The 25569-nt window shown below is 71.1% G+C and carries 19 protein-coding genes; 13 read left to right on the top strand and 6 right to left on the bottom strand.

All coding sequences use genetic code 11. The features are described from left to right. Positions 1 to 106: 106 nt before the first annotated feature. The 4 genes from ACZ6SD_RS26605 to ACZ6SD_RS26590 all read right to left on the bottom strand — a co-directional run bounded on the left by ACZ6SD_RS26605 (position 107) and on the right by ACZ6SD_RS26590 (position 5802). Positions 107 to 1261 (bottom strand): acyl-CoA dehydrogenase family protein, encoded by a 1155-nt coding sequence (locus ACZ6SD_RS26605; protein WP_465319725.1) that lies wholly within the window; start codon positions 1259 to 1261, stop codon positions 107 to 109. Continuing rightward, on the bottom strand, positions 1258 to 3243 hold the full coding sequence (locus ACZ6SD_RS26600; protein WP_465319724.1) for an acetyl/propionyl/methylcrotonyl-CoA carboxylase subunit alpha: 1986 nt from the start codon (positions 3241 to 3243) through the stop codon (positions 1258 to 1260). The genes ACZ6SD_RS26605 and ACZ6SD_RS26600 overlap by 4 nt, the downstream gene beginning before the upstream one ends. A gap of 2 nt (positions 3244 to 3245) precedes the next feature. Beyond that, a complete protein-coding gene (locus tag ACZ6SD_RS26595; protein WP_465319723.1) occupies positions 3246 to 4859 on the bottom strand; it encodes a carboxyl transferase domain-containing protein in 1614 nt (537 codons plus the stop codon). A 148-nt stretch (positions 4860 to 5007) separates the two neighbouring features. Continuing rightward, positions 5008 to 5802 (bottom strand): SGNH/GDSL hydrolase family protein, encoded by a 795-nt coding sequence (locus ACZ6SD_RS26590; RefSeq protein ID WP_465319722.1) that lies wholly within the window; start codon positions 5800 to 5802, stop codon positions 5008 to 5010. A gap of 144 nt (positions 5803 to 5946) precedes the next feature. Here ACZ6SD_RS26590 and ACZ6SD_RS26585 point away from each other — a divergent pair, with 144 nt between their 5' ends. The 4 genes from ACZ6SD_RS26585 to ACZ6SD_RS26570 all read left to right on the top strand — a co-directional run bounded on the left by ACZ6SD_RS26585 (position 5947) and on the right by ACZ6SD_RS26570 (position 10097). Continuing rightward, entirely contained in the window at positions 5947 to 6552 is a 606-nt protein-coding gene (locus ACZ6SD_RS26585; RefSeq protein ID WP_465319721.1) for an SACE_7040 family transcriptional regulator, read from the top strand. An 83-nt stretch (positions 6553 to 6635) separates the two neighbouring features. Next, the gene (locus ACZ6SD_RS26580) at positions 6636 to 7445 is read left to right on the top strand and encodes an SAM-dependent methyltransferase (protein ID WP_465319720.1); all 810 of its coding nucleotides are present in this window, start codon (positions 6636 to 6638) and stop codon (positions 7443 to 7445) included. Between the two features lie 12 nt (positions 7446 to 7457). Continuing rightward, positions 7458 to 9509, top strand: coding sequence for a diguanylate cyclase domain-containing protein (locus ACZ6SD_RS26575; protein WP_465319719.1), 2052 nt, complete (start codon positions 7458 to 7460; stop codon positions 9507 to 9509). 165 nt (positions 9510 to 9674) lie between these two features. Then, positions 9675 to 10097, top strand: a complete 423-nt coding sequence (locus ACZ6SD_RS26570) for a hypothetical protein (protein WP_465319726.1) — start codon at positions 9675 to 9677, stop codon at positions 10095 to 10097. 3 nt (positions 10098 to 10100) lie between these two features. On the opposite strand, the gene metX is transcribed toward ACZ6SD_RS26570, so the two are convergent. Together metX and ACZ6SD_RS26560 are read right to left on the bottom strand one after the other, a co-directional pair. Further along, a complete protein-coding gene (metX, locus tag ACZ6SD_RS26565; protein WP_465319718.1) occupies positions 10101 to 11207 on the bottom strand; it encodes a homoserine O-acetyltransferase MetX in 1107 nt (368 codons plus the stop codon). Then, the gene (locus tag ACZ6SD_RS26560; protein WP_465319717.1) at positions 11204 to 12505 is read right to left on the bottom strand and encodes a bifunctional o-acetylhomoserine/o-acetylserine sulfhydrylase; all 1302 of its coding nucleotides are present in this window, start codon (positions 12503 to 12505) and stop codon (positions 11204 to 11206) included. Before ACZ6SD_RS26560 ends, metX begins: the two co-directional genes overlap by 4 nt. A gap of 254 nt (positions 12506 to 12759) precedes the next feature. On the opposite strand from ACZ6SD_RS26560, the gene ACZ6SD_RS26555 reads away from it, so the two are divergent. The 9 genes from ACZ6SD_RS26555 (at position 12760) to ACZ6SD_RS26515 (ending at position 25389) form a co-directional block, all read left to right on the top strand. Further along, the gene (locus ACZ6SD_RS26555) at positions 12760 to 13635 is read left to right on the top strand and encodes an SGNH/GDSL hydrolase family protein (RefSeq protein WP_465319716.1); all 876 of its coding nucleotides are present in this window, start codon (positions 12760 to 12762) and stop codon (positions 13633 to 13635) included. A gap of 62 nt (positions 13636 to 13697) precedes the next feature. Continuing rightward, the gene (locus ACZ6SD_RS26550) at positions 13698 to 14546 is read left to right on the top strand and encodes an SGNH/GDSL hydrolase family protein (protein ID WP_465319715.1); all 849 of its coding nucleotides are present in this window, start codon (positions 13698 to 13700) and stop codon (positions 14544 to 14546) included. Positions 14547 to 14620: 74 nt separating this feature from the next. After that, positions 14621 to 16156, top strand: a complete 1536-nt coding sequence (locus ACZ6SD_RS26545; RefSeq protein ID WP_465319714.1) for a PucR family transcriptional regulator — start codon at positions 14621 to 14623, stop codon at positions 16154 to 16156. Positions 16157 to 16284: 128 nt separating this feature from the next. Continuing rightward, a complete protein-coding gene (gene ald, locus ACZ6SD_RS26540; RefSeq protein ID WP_465319713.1) occupies positions 16285 to 17406 on the top strand; it encodes an alanine dehydrogenase in 1122 nt (373 codons plus the stop codon). Positions 17407 to 17862: 456 nt separating this feature from the next. Continuing rightward, positions 17863 to 18063 (top strand): hypothetical protein, encoded by a 201-nt coding sequence (locus ACZ6SD_RS26535; RefSeq protein ID WP_465319712.1) that lies wholly within the window; start codon positions 17863 to 17865, stop codon positions 18061 to 18063. A gap of 5 nt (positions 18064 to 18068) precedes the next feature. Continuing rightward, on the top strand, positions 18069 to 18518 hold the full coding sequence (locus ACZ6SD_RS26530; RefSeq protein ID WP_465319711.1) for a hypothetical protein: 450 nt from the start codon (positions 18069 to 18071) through the stop codon (positions 18516 to 18518). A 171-nt stretch (positions 18519 to 18689) separates the two neighbouring features. Then, positions 18690 to 20609, top strand: coding sequence for an ABC transporter ATP-binding protein (locus ACZ6SD_RS26525; protein ID WP_465319710.1), 1920 nt, complete (start codon positions 18690 to 18692; stop codon positions 20607 to 20609). Continuing rightward, positions 20609 to 21514, top strand: a complete 906-nt coding sequence (locus tag ACZ6SD_RS26520; protein WP_465319709.1) for an ABC transporter permease subunit — start codon at positions 20609 to 20611, stop codon at positions 21512 to 21514. Before ACZ6SD_RS26525 ends, ACZ6SD_RS26520 begins: the two co-directional genes overlap by 1 nt. 80 nt (positions 21515 to 21594) lie before the next feature. Next, entirely contained in the window at positions 21595 to 25389 is a 3795-nt protein-coding gene (locus ACZ6SD_RS26515; protein WP_465319708.1) for an ABC transporter ATP-binding protein, read from the top strand. Positions 25390 to 25569 lie beyond the last annotated feature (180 nt).

The raw sequence follows: 25569 nt of genomic DNA, 5'->3' as shown, positions 1-25569 counted from the left end.
AAACTCAACGAACTCCTGATCAACCACGGTGTCGCACCCACCACCTGAGACCAAGGCCCCAAAGAAACCACTCCACCCCATCGAGCAGACCCCGCAGCCAGCCACCCTACGAAACCATCCCAAGCTCCCGAGCGATCAGCATCCGCTGAACCTCACTAGTCCCCTCCCCAATCTCCAAAATCTTCGCATCGCGATAAAACCGCCCCACCGGGAACTCATTCATAAACCCATACCCACCAAAAATCTGGGTAGCGTCCCGAGCATTATCCATAGCGGCATTAGAGGAAACCAACTTAGCGATAGCCGCTTCCTTCTTGAACGGCTCCGACCGCAACATCTTGGCCGCAGCCGCATAGTAAGCAAGCCGCGCGGTATGCACCCGAGCCTCCATATCAGCGATCTTGAACTGAATCGCCTGATAAGACCCGATCGGATGCCCAAACGCCTCACGATCGCGCGCATAGCGCAGGGACTCGTCCACGCACCCCTGAGCCAAACCAACCGACACAGCGGCGATCGCAACCCGCCCCTCATCCAATGTGGACAAGAACTGGGCATACCCACGCCCCAACTCGCCAAGCAGGTTCTCCCGAGGCACGCGGACATCGCTGAACGAGAGCTCCCTGGTGTCAGAAGCCGCCCAGCCGACCTTCGAGTACTTCTTGGACACAGAGAACCCCGGCGTCCCCGCCGGAACAATGATCGCCGAAATCTCCTTGCGCCCGTCCAGCACACCAGTGACCGCCGTGACCGTCACCAGCTCGGTGATATCCGTCCCAGAGTTGGTGATAAACGCCTTGGTCCCGTTAATAACCCACTCGTCACCATCGAGCCGGGCCGTCGTGCGCGCAGCGCCAGCGTCCGAACCGCCCCCGGGCTCGGTGAGGCCGAAAGCACCGAGTCCCGCACCGGAAGCCAGCCGAGGCAGCCACCGCCGTTTCTGCTCGGCACTGCCATACCGATAAATCGGCATAGCGCCAAGAGAAACCCCCGCCTCCAACGTGATCGCGACCGACGAATCCACCCGCGCCAACTCTTCCAACGCTAGGCACAGCGCGAAGTAATCGCCGCCCATTCCCCCGTATTCCTCGCTGATGGGCAGCCCGAACAGCCCCATGGCGCCCATCTTCGCGACGATCTCGTACGGGAACTCCTCGCGCTCGTAGTATTCGCCGATGACCGGGGCCACCTCTTCCAGGGCGAACTCCTGCACGGTCTTGCGCAGCGCCTCGTGTTCCTCGTCCAGTCTGAAGTCGATCATGTCGGTTCCTCCGGTGGGGTCACCACGGCCAGAGTCTGGTTCAGCGCGACCTGTTGGCCAGCGTGAACCGGGATTTCGGAGACCACACCATCGGTTTTCGCCGTGATGGTGTGCTCCATCTTCATCGCCTCGACCACGAGCAGCGGCTGCCCGGCGGTCACGTGTTCGCCCGTGGCGACCTTCACCACGAGCACGGTTCCGGGCATCGGACTGGTGATCGGGCCGTCCGCGGCCGAGGAGGCCGCGCCGTCGTCGAGCATCGAGTGCTCGGCCACCGCCCATGTGCGGCCGTTCTCGGCCAGCCACAGAATATCCCCGTCAAGAGCGCGCGCGTACCGCGACTCAAGGCCCCCATAGGAAACCCGCAGCACACCGTCCACTCGGGACGCTCGCGCGGAGACCGGCGGGCCGTCGTCCACGGTCACCGTCGCGGCCTCGGGGGAGCCGAACAGGCGCACCGTGGCATTCCGGCCGCCGCAGGTCAGCCGCAGCGGGACCACGGCCGGTCTGCCGAGCCGCCAGCCGTTGGGCACGTCCCACGGGTCGATCACCGGTCCGGTCGGCCGCAGGCCCAGCAACTCGTCCAGGGCGGCGGCGGCGAACACCGCGTCCGGAACCTCGGCGCCGCCGGTCAGGCCGTCGAGTTCGCGTTCCACCAACTGGGTGTCGAGCCTGCCCGCGCGCACGTCGGGATCGGCGAGCAGGGCGCGCAGGAACGCGATGTTCGTGCCGACGCCTAGCACCACGGTGTCGGCGAGCGCGGCGGAGAGCCGGTCGAGCGCCGTGGCGCGGTCGGCGCCCCAGGCGATCACCTTGGCGAGCATCGGGTCGTAGTCCGAGCCGACCACGGTTCCCGGCGCCAGCCCGGAGTCCGTGCGCGCCCAGTCCGCTGTGGACTCCCGAATGGCCAACACTTTGCCGCCGGTCGGCAGGAACCCGTTCGCCGGGTCTTCCGCGTACACGCGCGCCTCGACGGAGTGCCCGCGCAGCGCCACCTCGTCCTGGCTCAGCCCCAGCCGCTCCCCCGCCGCGACCCGGATCTGCTGCTCCACCAGGTCCAAGCCGGTGACCTGCTCGGTGACCGGGTGCTCGACTTGGAGCCGGGTGTTCATCTCCATGAAGAAGAACTCGCCCGGCCGGTCGGCGGAGACGATGAACTCGACCGTCCCGGCCCCGGTGTAGTCGACGGCCTTGGCCGCGTCGACGGCCGCCTGCCCCATCCGCGCCCGGGTCACCGCGTCCAGCAGCGGCGACGGGGCCTCCTCGATGATCTTCTGGTGCCGCCGTTGCAGGCTGCATTCGCGTTCGCCGAGGTGGACGACAGCGCCGTGCGTGTCGGCCAGCACCTGGATCTCGATGTGCCGGGGCCGGGGCACGAACCGCTCGATGAGCAAGGTGTCGTCGCCGAACGACCCGAGTGCTTCCCGGCGGGCCGACTCGACGGCCGCGCGCAGCCCCTCCGGGCCGGTGACCAGCCGCATTCCCTTGCCGCCGCCGCCAGCGGACGGCTTGAGCAGCACCGGGAAGCCGATCTCGGCGGCGGCCGAGACCAGGTCGTCGTCGGACAGGCCCGGTTCGGTGCGGCCGGGGACCACCGGCACGCCCGCCGCGCTGACCGTCAGCTTGGCGCGGATCTTGTCGCCCATGGCCTCGATCGCGGCGGGCGGCGGGCCGATGAAGACCAGCCCGGCGGCGGCGCAGGCGCGGGCGACCTCGGCGTTCTCGGCGAGGAACCCGTAGCCGGGGTGCACGGCTTCGGCCCCGGTGGCGCGGGCCGCGGCGATGACCCGCTCGATGTTCAGGTAGCTCTCTCGCGCGGCGGCGGGCCCGACGCGCACGGCGGTGTCGGCCTCGCGCACGTGCCGGGCGTCGGCGTCGGCGTCGCTGTAGACGGCGACGGACCGCACGCCCATCCGGCGCAGGGTCCGCGCGACCCGCACGGCGATCTCGCCGCGGTTGGCGATCAGCACGCTGGAAAACATGGTCACATCCGGAAGACGCCGTAGCGGACAGGGTCGAGGGGCGCGTTCGCCGCGGCCGACAGCGCGAGGCCGAGCACCTGGCGGGTGTCGGCCGGGTCGATCACGCCGTCGTCCCACAGGCGGGCGGTGGAGTAGTACGGGTTGCCCTGGTCCTCGTACTGGCGGCGGATGGGCTCGGTGAACGCCGCCTCGTCCTCGGCCGACCAGGCGCCGCCGCCCGCCTCGATCTGGTCGCGGCGGACCGTGGCGAGCACGGCGGCGGCCTGCTCGCCGCCCATGACCGAGATGCGCGCGTTGGGCCACATCCACAGGAAGCGCGGCGAGTACGCCCGCCCGCACATCGAGTAGTTGCCCGCGCCGAACGAGCCGCCGACGACCACGGTGAACTTCGGGACCCGCGCGCACGCGGTGGCGGTGACCATCTTCGCGCCGTGCTTGGCGATGCCGCCCGCCTCGTAGTCGCGGCCGACCATGAAACCGGTGATGTTCTGCAGGTAGAGCAGCGGGATGGCGCGCTGGTCGCACAGCTCGATGAAGTGCGCGCCCTTCATCGCCGACTCGGAGAACAGCACGCCGTTGTTGGCCACGATGCCGACCGGATGCCCGTGGACGCGCGCGAACCCGGTGACCAGGGTCGAGCCGTACTCCTTCTTGAACTCGCGGAACCGGCTGCCGTCGACGATCCGCGCGATGACTTCCCGCACGTCGTAGGGGGTGCGGGGGTCGGTGGGCACGACGCCGTAGAGGGTGGCCGGGTCGACGGCGGGCTCCTCGACCGGCGCGACGTCCCACGGGCGCGGGGCGCGCGGGCCGAGCGTGCTCACGATGGACCGGACGATCCGCAGCGCGTGCGCGTCGTCGTCGGCGAGGTGGTCGGTGACCCCGGAGACGCGGGCGTGCACGTCGCCGCCGCCGAGTTCCTCCGCGGTGACGACCTCACCGGTCGCGGCCTTCACCAGCGGCGGCCCGCCGAGGAAGATCGTGCCCTGGCCGCGGACGATGACGGCCTCGTCGCTCATCGCGGGCACGTAGGCGCCGCCCGCGGTGCACGAGCCGAGCACGGCGGCGATCTGCGGGATGCCCCGGGCGGACATGGTGGCCTGGTTGTAGAAGATGCGCCCGAAGTGGTCGCGGTCGGGGAAGACGTCGTCCTGTAGGGGCAGGAAAGCGCCGCCAGAGTCCACCAGGTAGACGCAGGGCAGGTTGTTCTGGAGAGCGACCTCTTGCGCGCGCAGGTGCTTCTTAACGGTCATCGGATAGTACGTGCCGCCCTTTACCGTGGCGTCGTTAGCCACGATGACCACCTCGCGCCCGGACACCCGGCCGACGCCGGTGATCAGCCCGGCGGCCGGGGCGTCGTCGCCGTAGAGGCCGGTGGCCGCGAGCGGGGACAGCTCCAGGAACGGCGAACCCGGGTCGACCAGCGTGTCGACCCGGTCGCGGGGCAGCAGCTTGCCCCGCTCGACGTGCCGGGCGCGGGCCTTCTCCGGACCGCCCAGCGCTGCCTCGGCCAGCCGCTCGCGCAGGTCGCCGACCAACTCGGCGTGCTCCTTGGCGTTGCGCAGGAAGCGGTCGCCAGCCGGGTCGGCCGCGGTGCGCAGAACGGGCGCGTCCATCTCGCTCCTCACCGGAGATCACTTGTTAGTCAGCGTTAACTCCTGACTCGATGTTAGCGCTCGCTAACGTGCTCGTCCACCCGGCTCGAACTGAAACGGCGGCTCCGGAAAGGCCACTGAGGAACGCGGCCTTTCCGGAGCCGGACTATCAGCCGGTCACCCGGCGGAGGGCCGCGTAGTAGCCCTCACGCTGCCCAGCGATGTTCGGGTGGTAGGCGGCCCTCGTCACGGTGCCAGGGGGCGAAGTGATCCACTCCGTGTCGGCGCAGATCTCGTGGCCCGCGAACGCCCGCCTGCCGTCGACGAAGGTGAAGCCCGCCGCCGCGGCGCGCGCGGAGATCACCTCGGCCAGCGCGTCGGAGGTGCTGTTGATCGCCGTCCGCTTGCCCTCGCTGAGCCCGGGACAGAAGGAGCTGCCGAGCTGATAGAGGTGCGGGTAGCCCATGACGATCACCCGAGCCGAGGGCGCCCGGTCGCGGATCGCGCGGTAGACGTTGTCGAGTCTGGCCGCCAACTGCGTCCTGATGAACTGCTGCGCCTGCTGGTTGAGGTTGACGCAGGTGGACTCGAAGCTGGTGAGGCATTCCCGCATGACGTCGCCCAGGGCGGCGTCGTTGCCGCCGATCGAGACCGTCACCAGCGAGGTGTTCGAGGTGATCGCGCTGATCTGGCTGGCGAGGACGTCGCTGGTCGTGTTCCCGGAGCAGGCGACGAACGCGAACGCCGACGGCTGGTGGGCGTTGGCCCAGAGCTGGGGATAGGCGTTGGAGCTGCGGTAGCACTCGCCGCTATTGCCATAGTCGTCCGCGCCGTGGCCGGACGAGTAGGAGTCGCCGAGGGCGACGTACTTGCCGGTGGCCGCTTGGGCGGGGGCCACCAGGCCGATGAGCGACAGCGCGCTGAGCACCGCGACGGCCACTGAGCGTGATAGACGCATATCCATCTCCAATCGTGGAAGGACTAACGAGATCCAGCTCTACCGGCGATCAACGAGCCGCGAGAATTGCGATCATTAGTGCTGATGAATCCCGGCGGACAAGAGGTCCTACTTCGGCAAGTTAGCGCCCGCTAACGTGACTGTCTTACGATGAACCGCGTGCCACCAGCAGCCGAACCCGTCGCGGGCAAGCCCAGCCGCCGGGAGCAGATCCTCGCCGCGGCCGCCGAGTTGTTCGCCCGGCACGGCTTCCACGGAGTGGGCATCGATGACATCGGCTCGGCCGTGGGCATCTCCGGTCCCGCCCTCTACCGGCACTTCCGGTCCAAGGACGCCATGCTCGGCGAGATGCTGACCTCGATCAGCGAGGTCCTGCTCGTCGGCGGCCAGGCCAGGGTCGACGCGGCGAGCGGGCCCGAGCAGACCCTCGGCGACCTGGTCCGCTTCCACGTCGACTTCGCCCTGGACAACCCCGCGCTCATCACCGTGCAGGAGCGCAACCTGGGCAACCTGACCGACCCGGACCGCCGCAAGGTCCGGGCGCTGCAGCGGCGCTACGTCGAGACGTGGGTCGAGGTGATCCGCGCCGCGGTGCCCGCCGTGGGCGAGCCGACCGCCCGCGCCGCGGCGCACGCGGTGTTCGGGCTGATCAACTCGACCCCGCACAGCAGGCACCTGGACCGGGACCAGATGGCCGATCTGCTCACCGGCATGGCGATGGCGGCGTTGGTCCAGTTGTCCGACCGCGTTCACTGAACCGAGGGCTCGCCACCTGGCCTGGCCACCCGCCAAGTGGGTAACCTCTCCAGCACGGAACGTGACAGGGAAGAGGGTGCGGCGTGACCGAGGAGACCGACTGGGTCCCCCAGGGCATCGACTTGGAGCGGCCGAGCGCGGCGCGGCTGTACGACTACCTGCTCGGCGGCGGGCACAACTTCGCCCACGACCGGGAGTTGGCCGAGCGGTTCCTCCTCGCCCAGCCCAACGCCAGGGAAATCGCCCGGCACAACCGCGCCTTCCTGCGCCGAAGCGTGCTTTTCATGATCCAGAACGGGGTCCGGCAGTTCCTCGACCTCGGCTCCGGCATCCCCACCGTCGGCAACGTCCACGAGATCGCCCAGGAAGCCGACCCCGCCGCGCGAGTGGTCTACGTCGACTACGAAGAGGTCGCCTACGCGCACAGCGCGCTGATGCTCGCCGACAACCCGCTCGCCACGATCGTGCAGGCTGACCTCACCCGCCCGGGTGACGTTCTGAACGCCCCGGAGACGGTCGGTCTGCTCGACTTCACCGAGCCGATCGGCCTGCTGATGGCCGGGGTGTTCCACTTCGTCGCGCCGGAGAAGAACCCTCGGAAGATCGTCGCCGACTACCGCGACGCGATAGCCCCGGGCAGCTACCTGGCGTTCTCGCAGTTCACCCGCGACCTGATGCCCGCGGAGATGGACCGGATAGTCGAGGTGATGAAGTCCAGCCGCGACCCCATGCACCCTCGCTCGCGCGCGGAGATCATCGAGCTGTTCGACGGGTTCGACATCGTGGAGCCCGGGATCGTGCCGACCGCGCTGTGGCGCCCGGACACCGGCCTCTACGACGGCGACGACCCGAACCGGGCCGGGATCTACGCCGGTGTCGGCCGGAAGCGCTGACGGCAGGCCCCGATGCAGCCGCTGGAACCTCCCGGCGACCGGCAGTCCCTGGTGCGCGCGTGGCTGCGGGTCGTCGCGGCGACCGCGTACGTCCCCGCGTCGGCAGCCGACGTGGAGTCGCTGCTGGCCGGGCTGCTCGCGGAGCTGACCGCGGCGGTGGCGGCCGTCCCGGTCGACACCGCGCGGGCGGCCGGAGTCGGCGAGCGCATGGTGACCGGCGCGCTGACCGGCGAGGCGACGCTCGCGGGCACGCTGGGCGTGCTGGGCCGGGGCCTGCTCGACGCGGGCCACGACGCGGTCGCGGTGGTCTCCGCGCTGGGCTCCGTCGCGGCCGGGTACGCGGGCGCGCTGCGCATCCGCACGCTGGACCAGCAGGAGAACATGAAGGTCGCCCTGCTCACCGCCAAGCAGCGGGCCGAGCGCGACCGCCGGTACACCGAGACCCGGTTCCGCGAGGTGTTCACCGCGTCCTCGATAGGGATCGCGATCACCGAGCTGGACGGCCGGTTCGTGGAGGTCAACCCGGCGCTGGCGGCGATCCTCGGCTGCCCCGCCGAGGAGCTGGCGAACCGCTCGCTGGCGGAGTTCATCGCCCCGGACGGCGACGCCGACCTGCCCGGCGACCGCAAACTCCTGGTCCGGCCGGGCGGTGACACCGCCTGGGTGTACCTGACCACCTCGCTGCTGCGCGGCGACGACGGAACGCCGGTCTACCGGGTCGCCATGGTCCAGGACCTCAGCGAGCTGCAACTGCTGGGCAGCAGGCTCAGCCACCAGAACCTGCACGACGCGCTCACCGGCCTGGCCAACCGGCTGCACTTCGAGTCCCGGCTGGAGGCCGTCCACGGCCAAGCGCCGCCGGACGGCGTGCTCACCCTGCTGTGCTTGGACCTCGACGCGTTCTCCCTGGTCAACACCACCCACGGGCACCCGGCCGGGGACCGCCTGCTGCGCACGGTCGCCCACCGGCTCGCCACCGCGGTCGCGGGGCAGGACGCCCTCGTCGCCCGCATCGGCGGCGACGAGTTCGCCGTGCTCATCGTGCACGGTCCCACCGCGCCCCCGGTCGCGGACCTGGTCGACCTGGTCACCGGCGAGCTGTCCGAGCCGGACTACGACGGGCACCTCGGCCTGGCGGCCACCGCCAGCGTCGGCGTCGCCCGCGCGCACGCCGCGGACATGTCCAGCGCGGAGTTGTTCCGCGCCGCCGACGCCGCGCTGCGCCACTCTCGGGAAACCGGTAAGCACCAGTGGACCGAGTTCGACAGCCGCGCCGACCACCAGGCCCGCAAGTCCGGCCGCGTCGCCACCGCGCTTCCCGCCGCTTGGGAAAACGGCGAGCTGACAGTCGCCTACCAGCCGGTCGTACGGCTGTCGGACAACGCGCCGGTGCAGGTGCGTGCGCTGGTCCACAAGCCCGGGGCCGAGTCGGCGAGCGACCTGGCCGAGCTGACCGGCCTGTCGGTGGCTCTCGGCCCGTGGCTGATCAACCAGTCCACGGAAAACCTGCCCACCTGGCAGTCCCTGTTCACCCCGGACGCCCCCGTCCAGCGCGTGCTGCTTTCCCCGTTGCAGTCAGCCGACGCGGACCTGTCCGCCACCGTCAACCGGGCGATCGCGACCGCGGCGGCCCCGCCCGGCCTGCTGGAGATCGCCCTGGACACCGCAGCCGTGCTGACCGGCCGCGGCGACGCCCGGGACAACCTGCGCACGCTCACCGACATTGGCGTGGCCGCGGCCCTGCACGAGTTCGCTGGCGGCCCCCGCCAACTGGCCCTCGCCGAGCGCTTCGAGGTGCGCGCGGTCATCCTCGCCGACCTGTTCGAGGGCTGGCGCCCCGACTGGCTGCCCGCGGACACCGCCCAGGTCCGCGCGACCCGCGAACTGGTGGCGGCGCTGACGGATCTGGGCGCCTCCGTCGGCGTGCTCGGCGTCCGCGACCACGCCGAGGCCCGCTGGTGGGCCGATCTAGGCGTCCAGACCGCGGAAGGCCCCGCGTTCGGCGCCCCCACCGACCCCGACGGCGTCCTGTCCCGCATCCGCTCGGGGGCGACCACCCCATGAGGCAGGCGAGCGGGCGGACAAACCGCCAACCGAGCGAATCGGCGGGCGCCGATCTCCCCGTACGGCGCTCCGCTGTTGCAGGATGAGGGCGTGGACGCCGACAGCGAGTCCGACCCGAACCGCAGGCGCGGCCTCATCGAGGCTGCGTCGGGCGCGCTGGCGGCCATGCGCGCCGGGGAGGACGACGGGGCGCTGGACCGGCTCGCCGCCGCCGTCCAGGCCGCGCCGGACCGGCACGCGAACGCCCGGGAGCTGATGCTGCTGCTGTTCCACGAGTGCAGTGCCATGGTCGCCGCGCTGGGCTCCGGCGGCACCGCGCCGGTGAAGATGCAGGTTTACGACGACGACGGGCACGAGGTCCCGATCGATGAGGCCGACCCGCCGGTGCGGACGGCGGTGCGCACGCTGCTGGCCGAGGTGCACGGCGACACCGACAGCGCGACAGCGCAGATCGAGATCGCGTTGGCCAACGCCGCCCCGGAGGAGATGGCGACGCTGATGGCCCAGGCCCTGCGCTGGACGCTGCGGCTGTCCGAGGAGTGCGCCATCCGCGATCTCCCGGTCCCCGAGTGGATTCGCGGCGGCTGACCCTCAGCCCAGCAGTTCCTTGACCAGACCCGAAAGCTGGTCAGTCTCGATCAGGAATCCGTCGTGTCCGGCGGGCGAGGAGATCACCCGCAACTGGTCGGCCGAGGCGATTCCGGCAACGAGTTCTTCTTGCTGTGCCAGCGGATACAGCCGGTCACTGTCCACACCGGCCACGATCGCGCGGGCGCGCACCCGCGCCAGCGCGGCCGGGATTCCGCCGCGGTCGACGCCGATGTCGTGCTCGTTCATGGCGGTGGTCAGCGTGACGTAGCTGCCCGCGTCGAACCGGTGCGCCAGCTTCGCGCCATGGTGGTCCACATAGGACTCAACGGCGAACCGGCCGTCCGGCATCCGCCGCCGCCCGAAGCGGTGCGCGAGTTCGGGTTCGCTGCGGTAGGTCACGTGCGCGATCCGGCGGGCGATGCCGAGGCCGACGTGCGGTCCTTCCGGGGCGTCGTGGTAGTCGCCGCCGTGCCAGTGCGGGTCGGCGCGAATCGCGTGCAGCTGCGGGGAAGCCCAGGCGATCTGCTCGGCCGACGCGGCGGCCGGGCACGCCACCAGCAGCACGGCGGCGACCCGTTCCGGCCTGCCGACCGCCCATTCCAGCGCGCGCATCCCGCCCATGGACCCGCCCAGCACGGCCGCCCACGTGTCGATGCCGAGCGCGTCGGCCAGCACCGCTTCCGCGGCGACCTGGTCGCGGACGCCGATGGCGGGGAACCTGCTGCCCCACGGTTTTCCGTCCGGGGCAACCGAAGCGGGGCCGGTCGTGCCCTGGCAGCCGCCCAACACGTTGGGGCACACCACGAAGAACCGGTCGGTGTCGACCGCGCGGCCGGGTCCGATCAGCTCGTCCCACCACCCGGCCGTGGGGTGGCCCGGCCCGGCGGGCCCGGCGGCGTGGCTGTCGCCGGTCAGGGCGTGCTCGACCAGCACGGCGTTAGACCGGTCCGCGTTCAGCGTCCCCCAGGTCTCATAGGCCACCGTGAAATCCGGCAGCAGGCCGCCCGCGTCGAGCACGAGCGGCCGATCCGAGCGCAGCCACCGCCTGCGGCCGGGCGGGTCCCCTTCCCGCCACGCGCCGGTGGCGGGAAGGGGGACAGCGGTCACAGTTCGGCCTTGGCCGCCCGGAAACCGGCCTCTAGGTCGGCCTTGAGGTCCTCGATGTTCTCGATGCCGACCGAAAGCCGCACCAGGCCCGGGGTCACGCCGCTGGCCAGCTGCTCCTCGGCGGCGAGCTGGCTGTGCGTGGTGCTCGCCGGGTGCACGATCAGGCTGCGCACGTCGCCGATGTTGACGAGCTGGCTGTGCAGTTCCGTGCCGTCCACGAACTTGCGGCCCGCCTCGACCCCGCCACGCAGCTCGAACGACACGATCGCGCCCGCGCCGAGCGGCAGATACTTTTGCGCCGCTTGGTAAAACGGGCTCGACGGCAGGCTCGCGTAGAAGACCCGCTCCACCTCGTCGCGCTGCTCCAGCCACTCGGCCAGCGCCCGCGCGTTGGCCACGTGCCGCTCGATGCGCAGCGACAGCGTCTCGATGCCTTGCAGGATCAGGAAAGCGTTGAACGGCGAGATCGCCGCCCCGGTGTCGCGCAGCAGCTGCACCCGCGCCTTGGCCGCGTACGCGCCCGGACCGAGGGCCTCCCAGTACTTGAGGCCGTGGTAGCTCGGGTCGGGCTCGGTGAACCCGGGGAACCGCGCCGGGTCCGCGCCGAAGTCGAAGGTGCCCCCGTCGACCAGCACCCCCGCGATGGTGGTGCCGTGGCCGCCGAGGTACTTGGTCGCCGAGTGCACGACCACGTCGGCGCCGTGCTCGATCGGGCGCAGCAGGTACGGGGTGGGCACGGTGTTGTCCACGATCAGCGGCACGCCGACCTCGTGCGCGACGTCGGCCACCGCGCGGATGTCGAGCACGTTGCTGCCCGGGTTGGCCAGCGTCTCGGCGAAGAACAGCTTGGTGTTCGGCCGCGCCGCCGCGCGCCACGCGGCCAAGTCGTCCTGGTCGTCGACGAAGGTGACTTCGACGCCCAGCTTGGGCAGCGTGTAGTGGAACAGGTTGTACGTGCCGCCGTAGAGCGACGGGCTCGACACCAGGTGGTCGCCCGCGTTGGCGATGTTGAGGATCGCTGCGGTGGTGGCCGCGGAGCCGGACGCGAACGCCAGCGCGGCCACGCCGCCCTCCAGCGCCGCGACGCGCTGCTCCAGCACGTCCTGGGTCGGATTCATGATCCGGGTGTAGATGTTTCCCGGCTCGGCGAGGCTGAACAGGTCCGCCCCGTGCTGGCTGTCCCGGAAGACGTAAGAGGTGGTCTGGTAAATCGGGGTCGCCCGCGCGCCGGTGGCCGGGTCCGGCGCTGCGCCCGCGTGGATCTGTTTGGTCTCGAAGGACCAGGCGGATTCGGTCATCGGAAATCTCCTTGGGGAAAGTCTTGCGGGCATGGCGAAGAAGCCGCGGGCCGCGGCGAAAGAGGTGTGGCCGGAACCGAGCGGAGATCAGCGACAAGCGGCGCTGGAGAGACGGCCGAGATCGACGTGACGCCGAACCGTGAGGACTGCCATGCCCAGCACCGTATCCGCGCCCGCCGGATCACGGGCGGTTGTCCACAGGCTGGAACGCGCCGCGGTTGCCGTGATCGACTCGCCGGGGAACGATCGGAACCATGCGCGCCGCCGCCATGTTGTCCAGCTTGCTCGTTTTCCTGACCGCCGCCACCCCCGCGACGGCGATTACTCCGTCAGCGCGCTTTCATCACTACGTCGCACTAGGCGACTCCTACGCGTCCGGCCCCGGCATTCCCGAACAGCGGAACTCCCCCGCGGGCTGCGGCCGCGCCAGCCGCAACTATCCGGGCCAGTTGGCGACCTGGTTGCGGGTGCCCGATTTCCGCGACGTGACGTGCGGCGGCGCGACGACCGCGCATATGACCGCGCCGCAACGGGTTCCGGGCGGGGAGAACCCGCCGCAGTTCGACGCGCTGCGCCCGGAGACGGATCTGGTCACGGTCACCATCGGCGGCAACGACGTCGGGTTCAGCCAGATCATGGACGCCTGCGGCCGCGCCGGGGCGACCGATCCGACCGGCTCCCCCTGCCGCGCGCATTTCACCGCCTCCGGTTCCGACGTCTTGGCCGAGCGGGTCGAGGCGACGGGCAGGCGGGTGCGCGCTGTTCTCGCGGGCGTCAAAGAGCGCTCGCCCAACGCGGTCGTCCTGCTGGTCGGCTATCTCCGCATCCTGCCGCCCAACACCGGCTGCTGGCCCCAGGTCCCGTTCGCCGCTGGCGACACCGCGTACTTCGACCGCGTGCAGGAGGCGCTGAACCGCACGCTGGCCGAGGCCGCCCGGTCCGCGGGTGCCCAGTTCGTGGCCCCCTATGCCTATTCCCTCAACCGCGATTCCTGCCAGCCGCCCGAGCGCCGCTGGGTCGAGCCGCTGCGGCCCGCCGCACCCGCGCAGGCCGTGCACCCCAACGAGAGCGGCATGAAGATCGTCGCGGGCCTCGCCTGGCTGACGCTCCGCTTCGCCCGCACTCCTTGACAGTAACCGCGATCACACAGCAGTATGCGAATCCCCTTCGGATTACGGCGAGTGAGGTCCCCATGCCCAGGTTCCGCGCGTTGGCCGTCACCACCGCCTTGAGCGGGTTGCTCGCCACCGCCCTGAGCGCGCCACCGGCAAGCGCGGCGCAGGGCTACCAGCGCTATGTCGCCCTCGGCGACTCGTTCGCCTCGGTCGGCACGCTCACCAAGTTCCGCGAGGACGCGCCCGGCTGCGCGCGGGCCACGGACAACTACCCGTCCGTCGTCGCCGCGAAGCTCGCCCCAGCCGAGTTCGTGGACATCAGCTGCGGCGGCGCGCAGACCCGCGAGATGACCGCGCCGCAAGGGCAGAACCCGGCGCAGTTCAGCGCGCTGACCGCCGACACCGACCTGGTCACCGTCTCCATCGGCGGCAACGACATCGGCTTCGGCGAGATCATCTCCACCTGCGCCCAGCTCAGCTTCACCAACCCGCTCGGCGCGCCGTGCAAGGCCCATTACTCCGGTGTCCTCGAAGAACGCATCGCCCAGCTCGCGCCGAAGATCACCGCCGTGGTCGAGGGCATCGCGCAGCGCTCCCCGAACGCCACCATCGTCGTCGTGGGCTACCTGCGCATCCTGCCGCCCGCCGGGGGCTGCTGGCCGGTCGTGCCGTTCGCGGTCGGCGACGTGCCCTACTTCGACGGCATCGAGCGCCTGCTCAACGAGACCATCGGCGCCCGCGCCCAAGCCGCGGGCGCGGTGTTCGTCAACCCCGGCCTGACCACCGGCCACGACGTCTGCCAGCTCCTGCCGTGGAACAAGTGGGTCGAGGGGCTGCTGCCGACGAGCCTGTCGGTCCCGGTGCACCCGAACGCGGCGGGCCAGCGGCACGTCGGCGGGCTGGTCGCCGCCGCACTGTCGAATTAGGACTTCCGCGATTTTAGGGCTCTCCGACAGCGCTACCGTGGTTTAAGAGAACCGCGGAGCGCCGAGGGAGAGCGATGATCAGCGTGCAGGGCGTGGTGGACCGGGTGGGCCCCACGCTGCTGCGCACCGCCCTCGCCGTCGAGCAGGCCGACGGGCTGCCCGTCACCGACGTGGTCATCGCCGAGACGGGCCGCCGCACCCAGGTCGGCGCGGGCGATTTGGTGCTCGGCGTCGCGGTCGCCTCGACGCAGGACGCGGTCGCGCTGGTGCGGCACTGCGGCGAGCACGGCGCCGCGGCCGTGTTGCTCAAGCCCCCGCACGCGGCGCGCGGCGCGGTCAAGACCGCGGCGCGCCGAGTGGGGGCCGCGGTGGTCGAGGTGCACGCGGCCACGGCGTGGGCGCAGCTGGTGTGGCTGCTGCGGTCGGTCCTCGACGCCGCGGCCGACGAGTCCGACGCCGCGCTGCACTCCGCCGCGTTCGGCGACCTGTTCCGGCTCGCCGACGCGGCGGCCGCGGTGGTCGACGCGCCGGTGACCATCGAGGACGCGAACTCCCGCGTCCTGGCGTACTCCGCCCGGCAAGACCGCACCGACCCGGCGCGGGTGTCGACGATCATGGGCAGGCGGGTGCCGGACGACGTGCTGGCCCGCTTCCGGTCGCGCGGGGTGTTCCGCGAGCTCAGCCGCGGCCGCACGGCGATCTTCGTGCCCGCGCAGCAGGACGGCACACTGCCCCGGCTGATCGTGCCGATCCGGATGGGCGGCCAACTGCTGGGCTCCATGTGGGCGGTGGTGGCGGGCCCGGTGCCCGACGAGCGGGCCGCCGCGTTCGCCGACGCCGCGCCGGTCGTCGCGCTGCACCTGCTGCGCAGGCGGGCCCGCGAGGACAGCGAGCGCAGGCGCTCGGCCGAACTGGTGCGGTCGGTCCTCGACGGCACCGGCAGCACGCGCCTGGCCGCGGCCGAACTCGACCTGGGCCGCGGCCCGCACCGCGTGGTCGCCATCGACGCGCAGAGCGACGACGCGTTGGACGGTGAAGGCGTAAGACTGTCCCTCTTGGAACGACTTACCGAGGGCGTCGGTAAGCGTCCCGCGATCGCGGATCTTCATGGTGTCCTCTACGCGATAGTGCCGGATGTGGACGGTTGGCCCGCGCTACGCACGGCACTGGCCGAACTGGACGGTCCGCTGGTCGGGGCGGGCGCCCCGGTCGAGGTGGCGGACTTGGCCCGCTCGCGTGCCGAGGCGGACGAGGCGTTGAGCCTGCTGCGCGCGGGCCTTGCCGAGGGGCCGATAGCGGTGCACGACCAGGTGTGGACGGTCCTCGTGCTGCACCGGGCGGCGGTGGCGGCGAACACGGCTGGGGTCGCTGCCGTCGGCCCGCTCACCCAGCTGATGGCCCACGCGGACGCGGGCTGGCACGTCGAGACCCTCTACGAGTGGCTGCGCCATCCCGGCGATCCCCGGACCGCGGCGGCGGCGTTGGGCATCCACCCGAACACCCTGCGGTACCGCCTGTCCCGGATCACCGCCCGGCTCGACGCCGACCTCGCCGACCCGGACACCCGCCTCGCGTTGCTCGCCCAGCTCATCACGCTCCGCTGGCGGTGATTGTGCCGCGGGGACAACGCCACGGGGTTATTCTCGGTTTCTGGGCACGATGACAGCCGCTTGGCGGTGCCTGACCGTGGTAGGGGACACCCGCAGTGGGTCCAGCCCCGACCGAGAGGACGATCCCGGTGAAGATCGCCGTTCCCCGTGAGGTCAAGAACCATGAGTACCGGGTTGCGCTGACCCCGGCGGGCACCCATGAGCTGACCGCCCGCGGCCACACCGTGTTCGTCGAGGCGGGCGCGGGCCTTGGCTCGGCCATCACCGACGAGGAGTACCTGGGCGCGGGCGCGAAGATCCTCGCCGACGCCGCGGACGTGTGGGCCGAGGGCGAACTGGTCCTGAAGGTGAAGGAGCCCGTCGCCGCCGAGTACCCGTACCTGCGGTCCGACCAGGTCCTGTTCACCTACCTGCACTTGGCCGCGGACGAGCCGCTGACCCGGGCGTTGCTCGCCGCGGGCACCACCGCGATCGCCTACGAGACGGTGCAGACCGAAACTGGCGCGCTGCCCCTGCTGGCTCCCATGTCGGAGGTCGCGGGCAGGCTCGCCCCCCAGGTGGGCGCGTTCGCCATGATGAAGCCTTCCGGCGGCCGCGGCGTCCTCCCCGGCGGCGTCCCCGGCGTCCACCCGGCGAAGGTCGTCGTCATCGGCGGCGGCGTGGCAGGCGTCAACGCCGCCACCATCGCCCACGGCATGGGCGCGGAAGTAGAGGTCCTAGACACCAACATCGACCGCCTACGCCACATCAACGCCCAGTTCCACGGCCAGGTGCGAACCACCACCTCAACCCACTACGCCATAGAACAGGCCGCAAAAGACGCCGACCTCCTCATCGGCGCGGTCCTCATCCCCGGCGCCAGGGCCCCCAAACTCATCAGCAACGCCCTCGTCGCCCACATGAAGCCCGGCTCCGTCCTAGTCGACATAGCCATCGACCAAGGCGGCTGCTTCGAGGACTCCCACCCCACCACCCACGAGAACCCCACTTTCAGGGTCCACAACTCCCTCTTCTACTGCGTCGCCAACATGCCCGGCGCAGTCCCACGAACCTCCACCTACGCCCTCACCAACGCCACCCTCCCCCACACCCAATCCCTAGCCACCCAAGGCTGGCGCCAGGCCCTCCAAACCTCCCACCCCCTAGCCCAAGGCCTCAACACCCACGCAGGCTCCCTAACCAACCCCCAAGTAGCCAACGCCCACCCCACCCTCCCCCAAACCCCCCTAAACACCGCCCTAACCCCCTAGCCTTCTAGCCCCCGCACCGCACCCACGCACGCACCCCACGCGCCAAGCACCATAGGACGGTCCATTCAGGACGCAACCGTCCACAGACCACACAAGAACCAACCACACCGGACCACCACCCCACGTCACCACGCCGGGCCAGAAACCAACCGCACCGTGGGGGGTTCGGGGGGCTCGGCCCCCCGGCCAACACTGACGAACACCCCTGGCTCGCCCTCTCCGCGAGCAAGAGAGGGGGAGGTGTGAGGGCGGCCCGCTCAACCAGCCTGGGGGTCACTGGGAGCGGGCCGCCACCTATAGCTTAGGCACATTCGGCGCGGTTCGCTGCACTGGGGGCGGGCGAGTCGTGATTACTTCTTCACGGATAATGGACCCTTTCGGGTGAGAAACCGGGCATCGGGGTGAAACCGCCGGTCGGCGCTACGGTGGCGGGGTCGGCGCGCCGATGCCTCATCGGTGACTGAGCCTCGGTGGTGCCTCGGCTGCCACGACCCCTTCGGCCGTGATCGCGCGTTGACGGTGTTGGTTGAGGACGATCTGGTCGTCCTGGTTCCCCCGCCGGGCGCGTCTGCGGTGTTGTCCGCGCAGCAGACGCGGTCGCTTGGCGCGGTGTTGGACTTGGCCGCGGGTCGCGCGGACAACGTGCAGGCCGGGTGAGGCCGGTGCGTGGGGATGAGGCGTTGCGCGCGGCGGTGTTGCAGCGGTTGGCGCTGTTGGACGAGGTGGCGGGCAGCGCGGACGAGTCGACGCTGTTGCCGTTGGCGCGCAGTGAGATCAGCCGGTTGGCCGATGGGTGGCGGTTGCTGCTGACGGTGCATCAGCCGGATGAGGAGAGCCGGTGTCGGGCGTGTCCGGCTGGGGCGGCGAGTCTGCGGGGTTTCCGCGGGTTGCGGTGGCCGTGTCAGGTGTGGCGGATGGCGCATGAGCATTTGATCGGCGAGGGTGTCGCGCACCGGGACCGGAAGCGCCCGTTGCGGAATCCGTTCGGCAGGCAGGCGGTGTTGGTGCCGCCGGAGAAGCCTGCCGAGAGGCGGGTGGCTGCGCTTCCCGAGCCACCGGCGGTCTCGGTGGAGCCAGTGCACCGCGCGCCGGTAAGGGAACGCCAGTACTGACGCTCGGTGACCGCCCACCCAATTCGGGGTAACCGGCTCGACGGTTTGCTCAGCTTTCCGTGCCCTTAGCGGACGCGGAGTGTCACGATGGGGCAAGATGGCCGCCACGACACGCCTGGCGAGCTGGAGGGGCCTGTGCAGGACGGTAGCGGTCGCATCGTGGTGCAGAACTTGACCAAGAACTTCGGTCCGGTCGCCGCGGTGCAGAACCTGAGTTTCCAGGTCGAGCCGGGTTCGGTGACCGGTTTCCTCGGCCCCAACGGCGCGGGCAAGACCACGACGCTGCGGATGCTGTTGGGGTTGGTCCGGCCGACGTCGGGGTCCGCCACGATCAACGGCCAGCCGTTCTCGGGGTTGGGCAACCCGGGCCGGGTCGTGGGTGCGGTGCTGGAGGCCCAGGGCTTCCACCCGAAGCGGTCGGCGATCAACCACCTGCGGATCTACACGGCGGCGATGGGCCTGGCCGACCGGCGCGCCGACGAGGTTCTGCAGTTGGTCGGCCTCGGCGCCGCGGCCAATCGCGCGGCAGGCGGCTTTTCCCTGGGCATGAAGCAGCGCTTGGCCTTGGCGACCGCGCTGCTGGGCGACCCGCAAGTTCTGGTGCTCGATGAGCCCGCCAACGGCTTGGACCCCGAGGGCATCGCCTGGCTGCGCACCTTCCTCAAGGCGTTCGCCGCCTCCGGCCGCACGGTGCTGATCTCCAGCCACCTCCTCGCCGAGGTCGAGCAGACCATCGACCAGGTGGTGATCGTCAGCCGCGGCCAGACCATGTACTACGGCAAGCTTGACGATCTGCGCCGCTCGCAGCAGTCCCGCGTGATCGTCCAACCGGCCGACCCCGCCGCCCTCGCCGCCGCCCTCCAGGCTGCGGGCATCACCGGCATCACCCCCACCCCCGACGGCAAGATCGCCGTGGTCGACGCCACCGTCCAGCAAATCGGCGACATCGCCGCGAAGGCCGGGACCGCGCTGTACGGGGTGCAGGAGGAACGGGTCGACCTGGAGCAGCTGTTCTTCCGCCTGACCAGCGGCCAGTGGGCGGCCCCCAGCGCGCCCGGCTACGGCGGGCCGCAGTATCAGCAGGGGCAGTACCAACAGGGTCCGCACCAGCAGCCCTACCAGCAGCAGCCTTATCAGCAGCAGGGCTACCAGCCACAGGGCTACGCCCCACCCGGCTACACGCCGCCGGGCACCCCGCCGCACGGCGGCCCCCAGCCGGTCCACACCCCTTCGCCCGGCACCCCGCAGATCACTCTGCCCTTCCAGGGCGACCCCCAGGCCTTCGCGCCACCCCAACAAACCCCACCCCAGGGCGACCCGCAGGCTTACCAGCCGCCTCAAGGCAACCAGCACCAAGCCTTCTCACCGCCCCAAGGCACCCCGCAACCCTTCGCGGCACAGGGCACCCCACAGCCGTTCCCGGCACAGGGCGACCAGCAGGCTTTCGCGCCGCCCCAGGGCACCCCGCAGCCCTTCGCGCCGCAGCCTTTCGCGACGCAGGGCACCCCGCAGCCATTCCCTGCGCTGGGCACCTCGCAGCCGTTCGCGGCGCAGGGCGGCCAGCAGCCCGGTTTCGCCCAGCCCTACCCTGCTCCGACGCAAGCTCCTTCGCCCTACCAGGCCCCGGCCCCCTCGCCCTACCCGGCCGCGGCGCCCCACCAGGTCGGCGACCAGCCCCCGGCGTCCCAGCAGGCCGCCCCTCCGTCCTCGGCGGCGCACCAGGTCACCGCGCAAACCTCCTCTCCTCAGCAGCCCCAGGTCGAGGCCCCGTCTCCTGACCAACCCGTGTCGCAGACCTCGCCGCCCGACCAGGCCCCGACGCAAGACCCGGCACCCCAGGACCCCGGACTCCAGAACCCCGCGCTCCAGGAGTCCGCGGCCCAGACGCCGCAGGCCGAGACGCCGTCCCACCCGAACCCGGCGCCATCCACTGCGGCGTTCGACCAGAACCCGACCCCGCAGGACACGGCATCGGACCGGTCGCCCGCGGCCGACGCCGTGCCGCCCGCGCCGCGACCGGTGGACGTCCCACCGGCCCCACCGCCGCCGGAGTCGCACCAGAACCCGACCGGACAGGGGGGCAACGCGTAATGGGCAGGCTGATCAACGCCGAGTTCCGCAAGATCCTCACCACCAAGCTGTGGTGGGGCCTGATGATCCCGACCATCGTGCTGGCCTTCCTCTGGGCATGGGGCTCGTCGGCACTGACCACGGAGATCATCAACGAGGCCACCAACGAGCCGCTGATCCGCGACTTCGACGTGCCCATCGATGAGATGTCCTGGTCGGTGGTCGCGTTGGCGCGCAGTATCAACATCGCCTCGATCTTCCCGATGATCTTCGGCGCGCTCGGCCTGGCCAGCGAGCTGAGCCGCAAGACGATCACCACGACGTTCCTCACCGCTCCCTCCCGCGCGAGCGTGCTGGGCGCGAAGGCGATCACCTACGTGCTGTGGGGAGCGATCTTCGGCCTGGTCATCAGCGCGGCGGTCAGCATCGGCATCCTGGTCGGCTCGGACACCAATTACCTGCCCGAGGGCCAGCAGTGGTTCCTGATCGTGGTCGCGGGCGTGATCATGTGCATCCTGTGGACGCTCGTCGGCCTCGGGGTGGGCGCGTTGATCGGCTCGCCGGTGGGCGCGCTGGTGATCCTGCTGATCTACGCGCTCATCGTCGGCCCCTTCGGCGAGGTGGTGCTCTTCGGCACGACCGAGGGGTCGAACCTCCCCGGTTTCCTGCCGAACGGCTCGGCCAACGGTCTGACCAGCTCGACCGCGGCGGCGCTGCTGTTCGAGCAGATCCAGACGTTCGTGCTCAACCGCGGCGGCACTGTGGCGCCCGCGGACAAGCAGGAGGCGTTCGAGGAGTTCGCCCGGGTCGTCGCGGGCGCTCCCGGCGCGTTCTCGCTGTGGATCAGCGGGTTGATCTTCCTTGGCTGGACGGCGTTGTTCTTCATGACGGGAATTATCCGGAACCAGCGGCGGGACATCACGTAGTTATCCACAGGCTCAGAAGTTATCCACAGGCCCCGGGCCGCACTCCCCCACGGAGTGCGGCCCGGACCTAATCTGGCTAGGTGCCCCACACCCAGACAGCCCCCGGCTGGATCCGCAGACTGACCGCCGCCTGCTGGCAGCACCGCCGCTTGGTCGTGCTGTCGGTGGTCGCGTCGGTGATCGGCGTCGGCTTCCAAGCGGCGGGTCCGCTGCTGGTGAAGTTCGTCGTGGACGACGCGGTCGAGGGCGAGACGGCGCGGCTGGGCTGGCTGGTCGCGGCCCTGGTCGCGATGGAGGCGCTGACCTTCGGCACCGCGTTCCTGCGCCGGTATATCGGCGGCAGGCTGGCGTTGGACGTGCAGCACGACCTGCGCCAGGCGGTGTTCGGCGCGGTGCAGCGGCTCGACGGCGGCAAGCAGGACGCGATGCGCACCGGGCAAGTGGTGTCGCGGTCGATCAACGACCTGCAGTTGGTCCAGGGCCTGCTGATGATGGTGCCGCTGTCGATCGGCACTGTCGTGTTCGGGTTGACGGCGCTGGGCGCGATGCTCTGGCTCTCACCAATGCTTACCGTGGTCGCGTTGGTCGTCACCCCCGTGGTGGCGGTCGTGGCGACGCGCAGCCGGTCCACCCTGTTCCCAGCCACCTGGTCCGCGCAGCAGCGCGCGGCCGACGTCGCCCAGCAGGTCGAGGAGACCGTCACCGGCGTGCGGGTGGTCAAGGGGTTCGGCCAAGAGGCGCGCGAGGTCGCGCGGCTGGAGAAGACCGCGCGGGCGCTGTTCGCCGAGCGGATGCGCACGGCGAAGCTGACCTCGCGGCCCGCGGCGACGCTGGTGGCGATGCCCTCGGCCGGGCAGGTTGCCGTGCTCGCGCTGGGCGGCTACCTGGCGCTCAACGGGCAGGTCACGCTGGGCACGTTCCTCGCGTTCGCCAGCTATGTGGCGAACCTGGTCGGGCCGACGCGGCTGCTCGCCGGGCTGCTGATCAACGCGCAACTCGCGCGGGCCGGTGTGGAGCGGGTCTACGAGCTGATCGACTCGCAGCCCGACGTCGTGGACAAGCCGGACGCGGTCGACGTGCCGGACGGGCCGGTCGACGTGGTGCTCGACGGGGTCAGGTTCGGGTACACGCGCAGCGAGCCGGTGCTGGACGGGGTGTCGCTGCGGGTCTCGCCGGGCGAGACGCTGGCGCTGGTGGGCACGGCCGGGTCGGGCAAGTCGACAGTGTCGCTGCTGCTTCCCCGGTTCTACGACGTGCAGTCGGGCGCGATCCGGGTCGGCGGGATCGACGTGCGCGACCTGCGGCTGTCGTCGCTGCGCGGCACGGTCGGGGTGGTGTTCGAGGAGGCGTTCCTGTTCTCGGACTCGGTGCGCGCGAACATCGCCTACGGGCGGCCGGACGCGACCGACGAGGACATCCGGGCCGCGGCGAAGGCCGCGCAGGCGCACGAGTTCATCGAGGCGCTGCCCGACGGGTACGACACGGTGGTGGGCGAACGCGGGCTGACGCTGTCCGGCGGGCAGCGCCAGCGGGTCGCGCTGGCCAGGGCGCTATTGTCGGACCCGCGGGTGCTGGTGCTCGATGACGCGACGTCCGCGGTCGACGCGGCCACCGAGTCCGCCATCCACGACACATTGCGCGAGGTCACTGCGGACCGGACGACGCTGCTGGTCGCGCACCGCCGCTCGACTCTCGCGCTGGCCGACCGAATCGCGGTGCTCGACGGCGGCAAGGTGGTCGACATCGGCACGCACGCGGAGCTGCACGGGCGGTGCGCGCTGTACCGGTCGCTGCTGGCCGGGCCGGGCGACGCGATCGAGGACCCGACCCGCCGCTCGGGCGCGGACCTGATGCCCGGGCCGGACGGGGTGACGCCGTCGCTGTGGCCGGAGGAGGACGGCGAGTCGCAGACCGGCGCGGCCCTCTACACCCAGAAGACGGCTCCCATGGGGCGCGGCCGGATGGGCGGCGGCTCGCCGGACGCGCTGAACGTGCCGCCGACGGAGGAGTTGCTGGCCCGGGTGCGGGCGCTGCCCCCCGCCGTCGAGCGCCCCGACCTGCGCGGGGAGGACCCGACCGCGCCCGATCCCGGGTTCCGGCTGCGCCGGTTGCTGCGCCCGGCGCGGACGGCGCTGGCAGTGGTCTTCGGGCTGGTGGTGCTGGACTCGGTGATCGCGGTCGCGCTGCCCGCCCTGTTCCGCAGCGGGATCGACTCGGGTGTGCTGACCGGCGCGACGGGGGCGCTGTTTGTCGCCACGGCGGTCGCCGCGGCGCTGGTCGGGGTGATGTGGCTGAACACTGCCCTCAACACGGTGCTCACGGCGCGCGTGGGCGAGCGGCTGCTGTACCTGCTGCGCGTCCGCAGCTACGCCCATCTCCAGCGGCTTGGCCTGGACTACTTCGAGCGCGAGATGGCCGGGCGGATCATGACCCGGATGACCACCGACGTCGACGCGCTGTCGACGTTCCTGCAAACCGGGCTCACCACGGCGGCCGCGAGCCTGCTGACGGTGGTGGCGGTGACGGTGGCGTTGCTGGTCACCGATCTGTCGTTGGCGCTGGTGGCGCTGACCGTGCTGCCGGTGCTGCTCGTCGCCACGGTGATCTTCCAGCGGCTGTCCTCCGCGGCCTACGCCGAGGCGCGCGACCGGGTGAGCGCGGTCAACGCCGACATGCAGGAGAACGTCTCCGGCCTGCGGGTGGCGCAGGCGTACACCCGTGAGGACGTGTCGGCGCGCCGGTTCGCCGAACGCAGCGACGCCTACCGGCGGACGCGGCTGCGGGCACAGCGCTACATCGCGACGTACTTCCCGTTCGTGTCCATGCTGTCCGGCCTCGGACAGGCGGCCGTGTTGATCGTGGGCGCCCACCGGGTCGCCAACGACGAGCTGAGTCCTGGTGTGCTGCTGGCGTTCCTGCTGTATCTGGGCCTGTTCTTCGCCCCGGTGCAGCAGCTGTCCGGCGTGTTCGACGGGTACCAGCAGGCCCGGGTCGGTCTTCGGCGCATAGCCGACCTGCTGCGCACCCCGACCACGGTGCGCCCGCCCGCCGACCCGGTCCCCGTGCCCGCGCGCCTCACCGGCGAGATCGAACTCCGCGACGTCTCCTTCACCTACGCGGGCGCGGACCGTCCAGCCGTCTCGAACATCTCGCTGCGCGTCCGCCCGGGCGAGACCGTGGCCCTGGTCGGCGCGACCGGCGCGGGCAAGTCCACGGTCGTCAAGCTGATCGCCCGCTTCTACGACCCCACCGACGGCGCGGTCCTGGCCGATGGCGTCGACCTGCGCTCCTACGACCTGTCCGGCTACCGTCAGCGCCTCGGCGTGGTCCCCCAGGAGGCCCACCTGTTCACCGGCGACATAGCCCGCAACGTCGCCTACGGCGCTCCCGACTCCCCACCCGCCCGCATCGAGTCGGCCGTCCGCTCGGTCGGCGCCCTCCCCATGGTCGCTACCCTCCCGGCGGGCTTCCGCCAACCGGTCGGCGAACGCGGCCAGGGCCTCTCGGCGGGCCAACGCCAACTCATCGCCCTGGCCCGCGCCGAACTGGTCGACCCGGACATCCTCCTGCTGGACGAGGCCACCGCCGCCCTGGACCCGGCCACCGAGTCCGCCGTCCTCACCGCCAGCGAACGCGTCGCGGGCAAACGCACCACCTTCGTCGTCGCCCACCGCTTAGCCACCGCCGCCCGCGCGGACAAGATCGTCGTCATGTCGGGCGGCCGCATAGTCGAACAGGGCACCCACCAAGACCTCTTGGCCGCGAACGCCCACTACGCCCACCTCTGGCGCCTCGGCACCATGGACCCCCACCCCACCACCGGCGACGCTCCACCCACTCCCACCCCGATCGGAGGCACCCACCCCCACATCTGAGCCACCGCCCCCAATCCCAATAACCAGGAGGAACGCCCCCAAGAACCAGAACCACAGAAGCAAGGAACAGAACCCCACGCGGCACGCGGCACGCGGCACGCGGCACGCGGCACGCGGCACGCGGCACGCGGCACGCGGCACGCGGCACGCGGCACGCGGCACGCGGCACGCGGCACGCGG

The sequence above is a fragment of the Actinokineospora sp. NPDC051303 genome, assembly GCF_055586285.1.
This window is presented reverse-complemented; position numbering and strand designations above follow the sequence as displayed.